Genomic DNA, 13,395 nt, shown 5'->3' on the forward strand with positions numbered 1-13,395 from the left:
TTGGTGTAGGCCTGGACCGGTCGCGTCGTGATCGGTGATGCTGTGGGGGGTAGTGAGATCGACATTCGATCGAAGTACGCGCCATTTTCAGTGAATTGTCAAGAAGTAGCGCTGAAAGAGTCAGAACTTCCGCTTATGTCTGGCCAAAGGTGGATGCGGCTGTTACGGTCACCCCAAGATCGAACTCCCCGCATCCCCCACGTCCGCGCCCCCGCCCCAAAACCCCGCCGCCCCTCCCGGCGATCCGCATGGTGAATCCGCACGGTGAATCCGCCCATGCCCGCACCGACTCGGCCACACGCCGCCGTCCTGCCGCTGCCTCTCGCCGGCCCTCCTGCTGACGGCCCGTCACCGCCTGTGCCGGCCATCGGCTCGTCCCCCGCAGTCACGCCACACCCCGCCACCTGGCGCGCTTACCGGCTGCGACCATGCGCCCCGGCCTTCGAGCAGATAGCGTGGGGATGCCGAGGACTCGCAGGGGCCGAACACAGCGCCCAGCCGCTCCGATCCCATCGTGCAGCGATTCAGGGCTTATGTCGAAGCTTGAGCGCGCGCAGGGTGGCGACCCGCTGGTCGCCGGTGATCCCGAGCTGGTCGCGCAGGGCGTGGGCCACTCTCGCGGCCTGCCGCCCGATCTCGGCGAAGGTGGTGCGGCGGGGTCCGGTGTCGGCGCCGGTCCAGGTCACGACCTCGGTTTCGCCGTGCACGGTGCTGCCGTACTCGAGAAGCCTTGACACCTGAAGCGGTGTCGTCATCATCGTGCAGCGCATGGTCGTGGCCTCCCATCTCAGCGCGGCTCGCTGTCCTCGGGCGGTGGCGGTGTCGGCGGCGTCTATGACTTCCCGGCGGGTAGTTCGGCGTAGGCGATGCCGGTGAGGTTGCCTTGGGCGAGGAGGATTTCCCTGCGATTCGATCCGTCGAGATCGGCCGCGTAGACGCTTCCACCCAGGTCGGTCACGAACATGCGGCCGCGGTCCCGATCGAGTGCGATGCCGATGCCTTCCATCAGGTGGGTTTCCAGGATCTCGGGAGGTTGTCGTCGCCCGTTGGTTGCGTCCATCGGCGCCCGGTTGACGGTGTTGCCGCGCGGCGGGTCCCCGCGGTCGGTCCAGTACAGCATCCGGGCGGCGAGGTCGAGTTCCAGGTCGATCGGTTCAGGCAGGTCCTCGAACAACACCTCGATGTCGCTGCGGCCGGCCGCGGTGTCGCCGGCCGGCAGGTCGGTTCCGGCCCGGAGGATCTTCCCGAGTCCCGCATCACTCGGGCCCTTCTGCGTCCAGTAAAGGTGCCGCTCGACAGGATCGACGGAGACTCCGACGCACCACCTTCTCTGGTCGCGGCGGTCGTCGTCTGTCTGCCCGGTCTGCACGAGGGTCTCGACGTTCGAGCCGTCGAGGTCGCAGCGCATGACCCGCATGCCTTCGCGATCTCCCCAGTACAGCTTGCGGCTCCCGGCCTCGAAGTGCAACTGCTTCGGGGTGAAGGTGACGCCGCTGGAAACGATCGTCGTCCGGTTGCCTCCGTCGAGGTTCACGCGTTCGATCGAGCCGTCGTTTTCCGGCGGAAGTCCCATGTTCGTCCAGTAGAGGTGGCCCGCCTCGACATCGACCGCGACGCCATCGGGCAACGTGCATCCGGTGAGGAGCACCTTCTTGTCCGAGCCGTCGGGGTTCACAGAGAACACCCGACCGCCGCAGCTGATCTCGAGAACGAACAGTCTTTCTTGCAGCTGTGTCACCGCTACTCCATTCGCGGGAGGAGCGAGCACACACTGCCCGCGGGGGACAGCGGGTGTCGCTTTACTCGGGCTGGCTGTCTGCGGCGGTCCGCGGGCCGGATGCCGCGTGCTTGGCGCGCACGGCTAGCAGGCCGAACAGCATCGCGTCGCGCTGGGCGCCCAGCTCATCGATCGAGTGGCCGTCCGCCTCGTCCAGGACGCCGTTGACGATCTTTTCCTTGAGTTCGGGCGTGAGCTCCGGGTTGCCGAGGGCCGGCCACATGGAGTCGGTCATCCGCGGCATGAGTGTGTCCATGAAATGCTGGATGCCGCCCTCGCCGCCGCCGAGGTGCCATAGCAGGTTGGGGCCCATGACTCCCCATCTGAGCCCTGGCCCCCACGACACGGCGTCGTCGGAGTCTGCGACATCGAGCACTCCCTGCTCGATCAGGTAGACGACCTCGCGATACAGCGCGGCCTGCAGCCGGTTGGCGACGTGCCCGGGAAGCTCCTTCTTGAGGTGAATCGGTCTCTTGCCGATCGAGGTGTAGAACGACATCGTGTCGTGGATCGTCTGCGGGGCGGTCTTCGTCCCGCCGACGACCTCGACCAGCGGGAGGATGTGCGGCGGGTTGAAGGGATGGCCGATGACGGTTCGTTGCGGATGGCGGCACTCGGCCTGGATGGCGCTCATCGTGAGGCCCGATGAGCTGGAGGCGATGATGGCCTGCGGCGGTGTGGCGTCGTCGATGGCGGCGAACAGCTTGACCTTGAGTTCTGGGCGCTCCGGCGCGTTCTCCTGCACGAAATCGGCGTCCGCGACGGCCTGTCGCAGGTCGGGGGTGAAGTGCAGGCGATCGGGTGAGGCTCCCGGTGAGAGTCCGAGCGTGGCTGCTCCGTCCCAGGCCGCCTGCACGTACGAGCGCAGGGCCGCCTCCGCGTCGGGGGCCGGGTCGGTCGCTGTGACGTCGAAGCCTCGAGCGAGGTAGTGGGTCGCCCAACTCGCGCCGATGGTGCCGGTGCCGACGATCGCCACGTTGTGGACGGGTGTGTGCGCGTGCATGATATTCACTCCTCCTGCCGGTCGGGCGTCAGCGGCCGTGCCAGACGGGTGCGCGTTTCTCGACGAACGCCCGCGCGCCTTCGTGCGCGTCCTGGCTGGAGGGCAGCCCGGAGATGAGCTGGTCCTGGCGCTCGAAGGCGTCCCCATCGTTGAGGCCTTGCGTCGCGCGCAGGACCTCCTTGACGGCCGCCAGCGCCAGCGGCGCGTTCTTGGCGATGTGTCCCGCCAGCTCACGCGCCTTGTCCAGCGCGGCGCCGGGCGCGGTCAGCTCGGTGATGAGCCCGTACTGCTCGGCCTTGGCGGCGGGCAGCGGCTCGCCGGTCAGCACTACGCGGACGGCGACGTGGTACGGGAGCCTGCGCGGCAGTCTGATCAGGCCTCCCTCCGATGGGACGAGACCGCGCGTGACTTCGGGAAACCCGAACCGTGCATTGTCCGCCGCGACGATCAGGTCGCAGGCCAGGGCCAGCTCGAAGCCACCGCCGAGCGCCCAGCCCTCGACCGCGGCGATCAACGGCTTGCGCACCACCGCGCGCGTGAGCCCGCCGAACCCCCGATCGGGCAGCACCGGCAGCTCGCCGCGGGCGAATGCTTTCAAGTCCATGCCCGCGCTGAACGCCCCTCCCGCGCCGGTGAGCACCCCCACCGAAAGCTCCGGGTCCGCGTCGAGCTGATCCACCGCTGCGGCGAGCCCGACCGCGACCTCGTGGTTGACCGCGTTCTTCTGTGCCGGGCGGTTGATCGTGATCGTCAGCACGCCGCCGCGGCGCTCGACGAGTACCGGCGTGGTCGCTTCACTCGTGGTGCTCATCAGGTTGCCTCCCGTTGCGCCGGGCCGGGAATCGCTCCCTCGGCGCGGAGCTGCTGGATGTCCTCGCCGCTGAACCCGAGCTGCTGGAGGATCTCGTCGTTGTGCTCGCCCAGCTCCGGCGCCCGCTTGGCCGGCACCTTCGCAACCCCTCGCACGTTGATCGGGCTGTTGACGGTGTACTCCAACCCGCTGACCCCCTCCAACGGCACGACGATGTCGTTGGCGCGCAGCTGCGGATCCTTCGCGGCCTCCTGCGGCGTCTGAATGACGCTGTAGGTGATGCGTCCCTGGTCGAGGACCTGCTTCCAATGCGCAAGCGGCTGGGCGCGGAACTCGGCGTCGAGCAGGGTGGTCAGCTCGGCGGAGTGCTTCGTGAAGCCTTCGGGGCCGGCGAAGCGCGGATCGGTGAGAAGCTCGGGATGCCCGATGGCCTGGGCGAGCCCGGGCCAATGCATGGGGGAGGCGACGAGCATGAACCACTGGCCGTCCGCGGACTGATAGGGGTTGATCAGCGGGTTGGCCGGCGCCGAGTGGTCATGCAGCCCGTACGACGTGCCGCCGGCCAGCGCGCCGGCCACGAGGGTTCCTGTGGCCCAGACCCCTTCGGCGAGCAGCGACGTCCCGACGTTGGCCCCCGTCCCGGTCCGCTCGCGGTGGTACAGGGCGGTCACGATCGCCGCGTAGATGCCGATCGCCGCCATGTAGTCGCCGCTGCCGAAGACCGGAACCGTCGGCGGCGCGCCGGCGTCGCGGGTCGAGGCCAGCAGCCCGCTGCGCGACCAGTAGGCGGTCACATCGAAGCCCGGCAGCGTGGCGTCCGCGCCGGCATCGCCGAAGCCGGTGATGTCGGCGTAGATGATCCGCGGATTCCAGCCCGAGACCTCCTCGTAGTCCAGGCGCAGCTTCTCGCGCGTGCCATGCGGGAAATTCGTGATCATCACGTCGGCCCACTCGACGAGCCGCTTGAGGATCTTGGTCCCACCCGGCGACTTCAGGTTGATCGCCATACCACGCTTGTTGCGATTGGCCAGATGCCAGCTGTAGTTGGCATCGGCGCGGGGACTCGGCGGGACGGAGCCCAGGATCCGCTGAGGATCACCCTTCCCCGGCGGCTCAACCTTGATCACATCCGCTCCGAAGTCGGACAGCACGGTCGCTGCGGCCGGGCCCGCGATGAAGCTCGCCACGTCGAGGACCTTCAGGCCGGCGAAGACACCTTCGGTTGCCATCCTCATCACCTCACACGAAGGCGCTCAGGCCGCTGGTCACCGCGCCCGACAATGAGTGTCTGCATCTCTCCCGGAGTCCCCTCGTAGAAGTAGCGGGTCTGCGCATCGGCGACGAAGCGGCCGATGGTGTCGTCGAAGACGATGCCGTCACCGACCGGGCGGCCTTCCGCGCCCAGCCGGCGTGCCGGGTCAGTGGCCGTCAGCCACGGGCACGAAGGCGTTGTATCCGGTGATGTCGCGGCCGACGATCAGCGCCTGCACCGTGTCGGTGCCCTCGTAGGTGTCGATGGCCTCGATGTCACACAGATGCCGGGCCACGTGATAGTCGAGCACGATCCCGTTGCCGCCGAGCAGGTCACGGGCATCGGACAGGATGGCCCGCGCGCGCTGGGTGTAATGCATCTTGGCCAACGCCACCCGCGGCATCGAGAACTTGCCCTCGTCCATCAGCTGGCTGAGGCGAAGCTGCATACACATCATGTCCGTGATGTCGGCCAGCATCTGCGCCAGCCGGTTCTGGACGAGTTGGAAGGCGGCCAGCGGCATCCCGAACTGATGCCGCTGCTTGGCATAGGCCAGCGCGGTCTCATAGCCGGCAATGGCCGCGCCGATCGCTTCCCAGGACACGAAGAAGCGCGAGGCCAGCAAGACCTTCTCGGTGTCGCGGAAGGTGTGACTGCCTGCCAGCCGGTTCTCGGCCGGCACCCGGACATCCGTCAGAGAGATCTGAGCGTTCTGGACACAGCGAAGAGCCGTCTTGCCCGTGATGACCTGGGCGTCGAGCCCGGGCATTCCCTTCTCAACCACGTAGCCGCCCACGTGCCCGTCGTCCCCACGCGCCCAGATGATCACGTAGTCGGCGAAGGTGGCGTTGCCGATCCACCGCTTATGACCGTTGAGCACATAGGCATCGCCGTCCCGGCGCGCGGTCGCCTCCAGCTTGACCGCGTCCGTGCCATGGAAGGGCTCGGTCAGGCCGAAAGCGCCGATCTTCTCCAGCCGAGCCATCGCAGGCAGGAAACGTTGCTTCTGCTCCTCCGAGCCCAGCAGCGCGATCGACGTCATGGCCAGCGCCGAGTGCACCCCGGTGAAGGTGGACATGCTCAGGTCGCCACGGGCCAGCTCCATCACCACCAACCCCGCCGTCAGATTACTCATGCCCGGACAGCCGTAGCCCTGGATCTGGAAGCCCGCGACGCCCAGCTGAGCCAGCTTGGGAACCAGCTCATGCGGAAACTCCGCACGCTCCCAGTAAGGGTTGATGATCGGGGTGACCTCGCGATCCATGAAGTCGCGGACCCGCTTGCGAAGCGACCGCTGATCGTCAGTCAGCAGGTCATTGATCAGGTAGTAGTCCGTATGCTCAGACCCGCCCAACACGGGCGGCTCCACCAGCGGTCTTCCGTTGAAGAGCGTCGTCATTTCGACACTCCCTCCCCTCACTTACGGTCCCACCCCTTTGCCCGGCCCTGCGGCCGGGAGCCACACGGGTGTCCAAAATGTGAGTATCGACCCGGGAAAACGCATGCAGGGCCGGAAAGTGGGCGTGCGCCCACGCTTCTCCAGCGTTGACCGTTCACGGTCAGGCCGGAGTCTCACGCACAGAACGGGGTAGCAGGGGGTGATAGAAAGCGTCTAGGAAGAAATCCTTTGACGACTTCCTCACCGACCTGGCCAACGCTGGCGCCTCACCGCACACCCGGACGCTGCCCCGCCCCGCTGCGGCAAGGACAACCGCAGCTGAGCCGTTTCCGCACTGCTGGCCAGTAAGACCTGACGCCCTCGGGGACGATGGCACGCATCCGGGCCAACATCGAGGCCTCATGCTTTTCGCTATCCAGCGGAATAGGAACCGGAAATCGCGGAGTGGCAGGAGGCAAAGGCTGAAACCTCGTGACTAACGTCGCGTTCATGGGACAGGCAGACGGACCCGAGTCAGACAAGGCACGGGAGCGCATCATCGAGACGGCCTCCCGGCTCTTCGCATCTCTTGGGTACGACGGAACCTCGGCCCAGACGATCGCCGACGCCGCTGGACTCGGCATCGCCACCGTCACCGAACTCGCCGGTGACAAACGCGACATCTACCTCACGGTGATGCGTCGGAACTACCTCGCCACACAGGCGATACTCGACTCCGCATTCACCGCGTTCACACCCGATCGAGCGGGTGTTCTCCTGGTGGTGGACCGCTTTCTGGACTTCTACATCGACCACCCGGAGGTGCCCGAGCTGTGGATACATCGCTGGCTGTCCGACGCCGCCGACATCACCGGGGTTGAGGCTCAGTTCCTCAAGCCACTTCGGGACCGGGTCAACAACGCAATCCAGGGCATCGTCAGCCCCGACGCGGACGTCAAGGTCACCACGGAGACCATCGTCTGGTGCGTCCGCGGCTTCGTGGTAGGTGGCATGCTCACCCCGGAAGGTGAGCCCCATGGGCCCCGCAACATTGTGTACCTGCAGCGGTTTCGTGCGTACCTGCATCAGCTGGTCACCAGGTTGCTCGGCTTGGACGGCTGACGGCGGCCCCGTGCTTCCTTCGCCCCGGGCCCGCCATGGGCCCCCGCACGGCATAGCGTTCCTGGGCTGGCGGGCGGCACGATTGGTCGTATTGAACCAGGGCCTGTACGGACTTCGAATCTTTCAGATGGTTGAAGACCGCGGGAGCATGGCGCCGCAGCCCGACGCCGATATCATCACACGCGCCCGCCCGGCCATCTCGTCCAGCACGAGCAGCCCCAGAGCCGACTCCAGTTCATTGAGCTTGGCATTGGTCCCCCTGGGAGTGCATGGCCTCCGGCACCGAGCCCGAGGGTCCGAAGCGTGCGGACCATCTCGGCCAGCGCCTCGGTGGGAGTGCTCACCCGCTCCGTCGAATGAAGGATCTTGGTCGCGTGGAAGCTGATCGCGGACGCGCCGCCGTAGAAGGTGATCGGGACATCGTGAGCGAGCACTCCGGTCGCGGGCGCGGCGACGCCCGATCGTGGGCCTACCGCACTGCCGGGCGATCAGGTCGGCCACGTACGCGAGCATGGCCATGCTGTCCTTACCCGCCGAACAGGCGATAATCACGACCTGAAAATCGGACAGGTTGATCGCCTCCCCAGGTGCGGGGAGGCGATCAGTGCGCAGGGTCACGGCACGTCATCCGGGCCAGCGGTGCCGCGCCGGATAGTCGCGGTCAACACGACGACGTCGGCTATCGCGAACACGGCGTGCTGCCCGCCGACGGTGGCAATTCCCCGGCGACGTCGAGGCCGACGATGAGGCAGGCCTGCCTGATGGCGTCGGCGAGGGGCCGCGCGAAGTCGGCGGGCTCGGAGCCGTGCGGGTAGCTCCAGTCACCAGGCATGTAGTTCCAGTCACCAAGATGGGCCGGGAGCCCGCGCCGGGGCGCTGCGCCGGGGGCTCGATCGCACCTTCGTCCGAGTGGCGCTCACGCAGGAGGCGGCTGCCGAAGACGAGGCGGCGCACGTTGGAATGCAGCCCGTCCGCGCCGACGACGAGGTCGAAACGGCGCGGCGCGGCGTTCTCGAACCGCACCTCGCCGTCGGGCGAGATCGCGGTGATCGAGTCGCCGAAGACGTACTCGACGGCGTCGCGCGCCGCGTCGTAGTAGATCTCGCTCAGGTCGTCGCGCATGATCTCGACATGCCGTTCGGAGGCGGCGCTGAAGATCTTCGAGAGATCCACCCGGACGGGACGCCGCGCACCCTCCCGGTGGGCGGTCATCCGGTGCGCGCCGGTGGCCCGCTCCTCGATCCGCGGGAGCACGCCCATCTTCTCCGAGATGGTCATCGCGGGCCGGAACAGGTCGACCGCGTGGCCGCCCGTCTTGCGCAGGGTCGGCGCGTACTCGACGACGGTGACGAAGAAGCCGTGCCTGGGTGAGCCAGTACGCCAGCACCGGACCGGCGACGCTGGCGCCGGAGATGAGAATCCGCATGTTCATGGGCCCACTGCCGCCGTCCGTGCACGCCGGTGGCTTGGACAAATGTTCCGGTCAGCCGGCTCGGTCGGCAGGTGGACCCGCCGGCACGGGCGGACACGTCGTCCGATGGCGGCCCGTGGTCCCGCGCACCGGCGACTACGAGGTACAGGTCTCCTGCGCCACGCCTTCTCCCCCATCGAGGAGAAGGTCTACCGGCGGGAACGCGTTCTGACCGCCGATCAGTGGGTCGGGCTCGTCGCGACGTCGAGCGATCACCTCCAGCTCGGGGCCGAACGGCTCACGGCACTTCTGCGGGTGATGCACGGCACGATCGAGTCCCTGGGCGGTCATGTACGCATCCAGCACGAAACCGCCGCCCTGATCTGCCACCGACGGCCTGCCCCGTCAACCGGCTGAACCAGCGTGATCTGCTCAGTCGTTCATGCAGGCGGCTCTTCGCCATGCCGGGACCGAAAGAGACGCTCAGGAACGCCGCCGACACGTCCCCGGTGTCCCGCAACGTCCACGAACTGTGCTGCCGCCGCAGGAGCGGGCCGGCCGTAGCGCCGTGATAATGGCGGCGTGGATGACACCAGCTTGGGCAGTCGGCCGGTTTCGCAAGGGAAGAGTCGGGACGGGCTGCAAGTGGGGAGCTCCGAGGAGCAGATTCTCCTGGCGCTGCGAACGTCCGGCCCCGCCTCCCGGGCCGACCTCGCCCGGATCCTGGGGATCAGCCGCACTCGTGTCGGCCAGGTCATCGGCCAGCTCGCACGGATGAACCTCGTCACCGACGCTCCGGCTCCACCCGATCCCGAGACGCGGATGGGGCGTCCTGGCCATGCGGTACGCCTCCGTCCCGGCCTGGGGTTCGTGGTCGGGGTGAACATCACTCATGCCCATGTCCGGTGCGTGGCCGCCGATCTCGCCCACGTCGTGGTCGCGGCGTCCGACTATCCCCTCGTCGACCCGCTCGACATCGACCAGGCACTCGGAGTCGTCGCCCGTGCGGTCCGTGATGTCATCGACGAGGCGGTGAGCGGGCACGGCGAGTGCCTCGGCGTAGGAGTCGCCATCCCGGCGCCCATCGACCCGGAGACGCTTCGTCCGGCGCCGTCGAGCTGCCATCAGTTGTGGGTCGATGCTCCGGTCAGGGAACTCCTGCGGGAAAGAGTGGGGCTTCCCGTCTACGTCGGCAATCATGGCAATCTGGCGGTGATGGCCGAACGGCTCTGGGGTGCCGGGCGCCGGGTGGACGACTTCATCTGGATCGGGCTTGACGCCAATGTCGGCGGTGGAATCTGCTCGGGCGGGCAACTGCTGCGTGGCCGAGACGGATTCGCCGGCGAACTCGGTCACATCGTCGTCGATCCGGACGGTGAGATCTGCCGGTGCGGCAGTCAGGGCTGTCTCGAGACGGTCGCCTCGCTGGGCAGCATCCAGCGAGCGCTTCGCCCGGTCTACGGTCAGGTGGAGCCGGACCAGATCTTCGCGTTGATCAACCGCGGCGAACCAGCGGCTCTGCGGGCCATCACGAACATCGGCACACAGGTCGGTGTGGCGGTGAGCACCTTGATCAACATTCTCAACCCGTCGCTGTTCATCGTCGGCGGTGTGCTCAGCCGGCAGTGCGGGCCGGTGATCCTGGACGCCATCCGGGTCGAGATGGATCGGCGTGCGCTGCCGGTGGCAAGGCGGTCGGTACAGCTGCGTTTCAGCACCTTGCGCCGGCCGGAGCCGCTGGGGGCGGCCGCCTTGGTGCTGATGGACGCGTCGCGACGCCTGGTGATCGACCGCAAGGGCAAGCCCCATTGGGAACAGGCGGCCGGCTAGGACTGCTGGGTGGGCGCGGGGATCGGCCCGGACAGGATCGGATCGCCCGTCTCGTGCTGCCAGCGATCAAGCCGGGCCGCCAGCCGGTCGCGGACCGGGGAGTACTCGGCGGCCTCGGCGAGGTTGGTCGACTCCAGCGGGTCCTCGTTCAGGTCGTACAGTTCATCCGCTGCCCGGGGGTGGAGATGCTCATCACCCATGCCCTCCCGGGTCAGGCTGTCCTCGATGTCGCGGGGTAGCAACAGCAGCGGGCCCGGCTCGTAGTTGCGGATGTACTTGAACCCGTCGTCCCGGATGCAGCGCATCGGATCGTAGTCCCGATGGGATGTCTTCTCGGCGAAGATCGGGGCTGGTGGCCCCATGGGTTCTCCGGAGATCGCGGGCAGGAAGCTGTGGCCCTGCACCGCCGGCGGGATGGGCTGCCCGACGAGATCCAGGAGAGTCGGCACCACGTCGATCAGGCTGACCGCGCGATCGATGACGGCTGCCCGGCGCCGGCCCTTCGGCGGGCGGATGAGCAGCGCCACCCGCAGGCCCGGATCGTACAGAGTGCCCTTTGCCCGCGGGAAGGCCGGCCCGTGATCGGTGGTGAAGATGATCCAGGTGTCGCTCGCGTTCGGTCCCTGGTCGACAGCGTCGAGGATCGCTCCGACGGCCCTGTCCGCGACCTTGATCGAACCGTAGAAGGCGGCGAGATCGTCGCGGGTCGTCGGGCGATCGGGAAGGTAGGCCGGCACCTCTATGGAGGCGGGGTCGACCGCTGGGTAGTGCTCGGCCGGGTAGGGCCGATGGGTTTCCAGGAATCCGACCGTGAGGAGAAATGGCCGGTCGCGGCGGCCGGCGAGCCACCGGGCCGCCCGCGCCGCCACTTCGCCGGCCGGCATCGAGGGCGACGGCGAGTCGACGTGATCGAATCCGAGGCGATGGGGATCGTCGTTCTCGTGCTGCAGACCGATCAGCGTGCTCTCGTATCCGGCCGGCCGCAGCATCATCGGCAGGGTCTGTTCTCCCGGGTGGTAGGCCCAGCCGGTGTGTGCCAGGCCCATCAGCCCGTTCGCATGCGGATAGCGGCCGGTGAACAGTGACCCACGGGACGGGCTGCACTGTGGTGCGGTGCAGAACGCGTTCGTGAAGCGTGCGGACGTCTCAGCCAGATGGTCGAGCCGTGGGCTCTGGACGCCTGGGTGACCGTAGACACCCAGGTGGGTTCCAAGATCGTGCCAGTGGATCAGAATGATGTTCGGGCTCTGAGGACTCATCTGTGCGGGCCATCTCCAGGCGTTCGGCGAGATCGGAAGCGTGCTGCGCCATCCTCACCGCCATTTCGGGGGCGCCGCGGGGACGTTGACAAAGTCGCCGGGCCGGAGGCCGAGTAACGCAACCTGCTTGGCTGCCCGTCAGCCTGCTGATTGCCTGAACCGACCGCACCCGGTCGTATCAGCCCGGTCCCGACGCTCCGGCGGTTGGACGGAAGGAACGAGTTCCATGTCGAAGAGCACCAGCCCCCGGTACAGCCGACGTTCGGTCCTGGCCCTCGGCGTTGCGGTAGCGGGCGGTCTGGTGGGCTGCTCGCAGCCCAGCGCCGAGACCTCCGGGCGGGTGGAGTTGCGGTTCGCCTACTGGGGCAACGCGGTGCGGCAGAAGCTGACCGCACGGGCGGTCAAGGCCTTCCAGCAGGCCCATCCCGGCATTCGGGTGTCGCTGGAATTCGGTCAGATAGACAGCTACTTCGACAAGCTCGCCACGCAGATGGCGGCCAATGACGCGCCCGACGTGTTCCAGATGAATGAGAAATTCCTGCCCGAGTACGCCAAGCGTGAGGCTCTGCTCGACCTGAAGAACGTGGACGTGTCCGGCTTCACCCCGGGAACCCGGGAGCCCGGAGTCAGCGACGGCGTACTGGTCGGCATCAACGCCGGGGTCAACGCGCCCACCATCCTGGCCAACCCGGCGCTCTTCCGGGCGGCGGGCATGAAGCTGCCCGACGACCGGACCTGGACCTGGAACGACCTGGCCGACATCACAGCCCGGCTCACCGCAGCCAAGCCCGGCACCCGTGGGATGGCGAGCATGGTCACCCAGGACGCCGCCCTGGGCGTGTACCTGCGCCAGTTCGGGGCCGAACTCTTCGTCGGGGACAAACTCGGTTTCACCGCCGGGCAACTCGCCTCCTGGTTCGACTTCAATCTCGCTCTGATGAAGCGGGGATCCGTGCCCCCCGCCGCCGAGGCCTCAGAAGACACGGGGGTATCGATCGACCAGAGCGGGTTCGCCCAGCAGCGGTACGCCCTGGCGGCCAACTACTCGAACCTGCTGGCCGTATACGACAACGCGTCCGGTGAGGAGATCCGCCCGCTGCGCTACCCGACGCGGACGGGCAGGGCCGGCGACGGCCGGCTCTGGCTGCGCGCCGCGATGTTCTGGAGCGGATCATCGCGGAGCAGACATCCGGCTCAGGCGCAGGCCCTGATCGACTTCCTGGCGAACGCTGACGAGGCCGGTGAGGCCCTGCTGGCGGAGCGCGGGCTGCCGCCGAACACGAAGGTCAGCAAGCACATCGCGGACGCCCTGCCGCCGCCGGACCAGCGCTCGGTCGACTATCTCGAATCCATCGCACCCGAGCTGGGATCGCCACCCGATCCGGTGCCCGCGGGCGGAGGTGAGCTGCCCAGCGTGCTGGCGCGGCACGCGTCCGAGGTGATGTTCGGCCGGATGTCGTCGAACGAGGCCGCTCAACGAATGGTCGACGAACTCCAGGGGGACCTGTGGCAGTAGTCGTCCGCGCCCATCGCAGCATGATCGACTTTGGAG

Annotated in this window: 12 protein-coding genes; 4 read left to right on the forward strand and 8 right to left on the reverse strand. The window is 67.7% G+C overall.

Annotation, left to right across the window (positions count from 1 at the left end):
* Nucleotides 1–524 precede the first annotated feature (524 nt).
* The 6 genes from ACFPZ3_RS31495 to ACFPZ3_RS31520 form a co-directional block, all read right to left on the reverse strand.
* The gene (locus tag ACFPZ3_RS31495) at nt 525–737 is read right to left on the reverse strand and encodes a hypothetical protein (protein WP_379517918.1); all 213 of its coding nucleotides are present in this window, start codon (nt 735–737) and stop codon (nt 525–527) included.
* Between the two features lie 95 nt (nt 738–832).
* A complete protein-coding gene (locus ACFPZ3_RS31500) occupies nt 833–1,768 on the reverse strand; it encodes a hypothetical protein (RefSeq protein ID WP_379517919.1) in 936 nt (311 codons plus the stop codon).
* A gap of 31 nt (nt 1,769–1,799) precedes the next feature.
* Nucleotides 1,800–2,780 (reverse strand): 3-hydroxyacyl-CoA dehydrogenase NAD-binding domain-containing protein, encoded by a 981-nt coding sequence (locus ACFPZ3_RS31505; protein ID WP_379517920.1) that lies wholly within the window; start codon nt 2,778–2,780, stop codon nt 1,800–1,802.
* A 28-nt stretch (nt 2,781–2,808) separates the two neighbouring features.
* Complete coding sequence (locus ACFPZ3_RS31510) at nt 2,809–3,591, reverse strand: crotonase/enoyl-CoA hydratase family protein (RefSeq protein WP_379517921.1); 783 nt, start codon at nt 3,589–3,591, stop codon at nt 2,809–2,811.
* Nucleotides 3,591–4,826: a CaiB/BaiF CoA transferase family protein gene (locus tag ACFPZ3_RS31515; RefSeq protein ID WP_379517922.1), complete on the reverse strand. Its 1,236-nt coding sequence runs from the start codon at nt 4,824–4,826 to the stop codon at nt 3,591–3,593. The genes ACFPZ3_RS31510 and ACFPZ3_RS31515 overlap by 1 nt, the downstream gene beginning before the upstream one ends.
* Before the next feature lie 183 nt (nt 4,827–5,009).
* Nucleotides 5,010–6,242, reverse strand: a complete 1,233-nt coding sequence (locus ACFPZ3_RS31520) for an acyl-CoA dehydrogenase family protein (RefSeq protein ID WP_379517923.1) — start codon at nt 6,240–6,242, stop codon at nt 5,010–5,012.
* A 489-nt stretch (nt 6,243–6,731) separates the two neighbouring features.
* On the opposite strand from ACFPZ3_RS31520, the gene ACFPZ3_RS31525 reads away from it, so the two are divergent.
* Entirely contained in the window at nt 6,732–7,343 is a 612-nt protein-coding gene (locus ACFPZ3_RS31525; protein WP_379517924.1) for a TetR/AcrR family transcriptional regulator, read from the forward strand.
* Nucleotides 7,344–7,967: 624 nt separating this feature from the next.
* Here the strand turns inward: ACFPZ3_RS31525 and ACFPZ3_RS31530 are convergent.
* Nucleotides 7,968–8,621: a Rossmann-fold NAD(P)-binding domain-containing protein gene (locus ACFPZ3_RS31530; protein WP_379517925.1), complete on the reverse strand. Its 654-nt coding sequence runs from the start codon at nt 8,619–8,621 to the stop codon at nt 7,968–7,970.
* A gap of 259 nt (nt 8,622–8,880) precedes the next feature.
* On the opposite strand from ACFPZ3_RS31530, the gene ACFPZ3_RS31535 reads away from it, so the two are divergent.
* Together ACFPZ3_RS31535 and ACFPZ3_RS31540 are read left to right on the forward strand one after the other, a co-directional pair.
* Entirely contained in the window at nt 8,881–9,171 is a 291-nt protein-coding gene (locus ACFPZ3_RS31535; RefSeq protein ID WP_379517926.1) for a hypothetical protein, read from the forward strand.
* 492 nt (nt 9,172–9,663) lie between these two features.
* On the forward strand, nt 9,664–10,584 hold the full coding sequence (locus ACFPZ3_RS31540) for an ROK family protein (RefSeq protein ID WP_379517927.1): 921 nt from the start codon (nt 9,664–9,666) through the stop codon (nt 10,582–10,584).
* Here the strand turns inward: ACFPZ3_RS31540 and ACFPZ3_RS31545 are convergent.
* The gene (locus ACFPZ3_RS31545; protein ID WP_379517928.1) at nt 10,581–11,843 is read right to left on the reverse strand and encodes a sulfatase family protein; all 1,263 of its coding nucleotides are present in this window, start codon (nt 11,841–11,843) and stop codon (nt 10,581–10,583) included. The genes ACFPZ3_RS31540 and ACFPZ3_RS31545 overlap by 4 nt on opposite strands.
* Before the next feature lie 226 nt (nt 11,844–12,069).
* On the opposite strand from ACFPZ3_RS31545, the gene ACFPZ3_RS31550 reads away from it, so the two are divergent.
* A complete protein-coding gene (locus tag ACFPZ3_RS31550) occupies nt 12,070–13,359 on the forward strand; it encodes an ABC transporter substrate-binding protein (protein WP_379517929.1) in 1,290 nt (429 codons plus the stop codon).
* The last annotated feature ends 36 nt before the right edge of the window (nt 13,360–13,395 follow it).

The sequence above is a fragment of the Nonomuraea insulae genome, from assembly GCF_042656245.1.

Coding starts and splice junctions, on each gene's coding strand:
- ACFPZ3_RS31505 (WP_379517920.1), bottom strand. CDS start 2,780: ATGCACGCGCACACACCCGTCCACAACGTGGCGATCGTCGGCACCGGC.
- ACFPZ3_RS31510 (WP_379517921.1), bottom strand. CDS start 3,591: ATGAGCACCACGAGTGAAGCGACCACGCCGGTACTCGTCGAGCGCCGC.
- ACFPZ3_RS31515 (WP_379517922.1), bottom strand. CDS start 4,826: ATGAGGATGGCAACCGAAGGTGTCTTCGCCGGCCTGAAGGTCCTCGAC.
- ACFPZ3_RS31520 (WP_379517923.1), bottom strand. CDS start 6,242: ATGACGACGCTCTTCAACGGAAGACCGCTGGTGGAGCCGCCCGTGTTG.
- ACFPZ3_RS31525 (WP_379517924.1), top strand. CDS start 6,732: ATGGGACAGGCAGACGGACCCGAGTCAGACAAGGCACGGGAGCGCATC.
- ACFPZ3_RS31530 (WP_379517925.1), bottom strand. CDS start 8,621: ATGACCATCTCGGAGAAGATGGGCGTGCTCCCGCGGATCGAGGAGCGG.
- ACFPZ3_RS31535 (WP_379517926.1), top strand. CDS start 8,881: ATGGCGGCCCGTGGTCCCGCGCACCGGCGACTACGAGGTACAGGTCTC.
- ACFPZ3_RS31545 (WP_379517928.1), bottom strand. CDS start 11,843: ATGAGTCCTCAGAGCCCGAACATCATTCTGATCCACTGGCACGATCTT.
- ACFPZ3_RS31550 (WP_379517929.1), top strand. CDS start 12,070: ATGTCGAAGAGCACCAGCCCCCGGTACAGCCGACGTTCGGTCCTGGCC.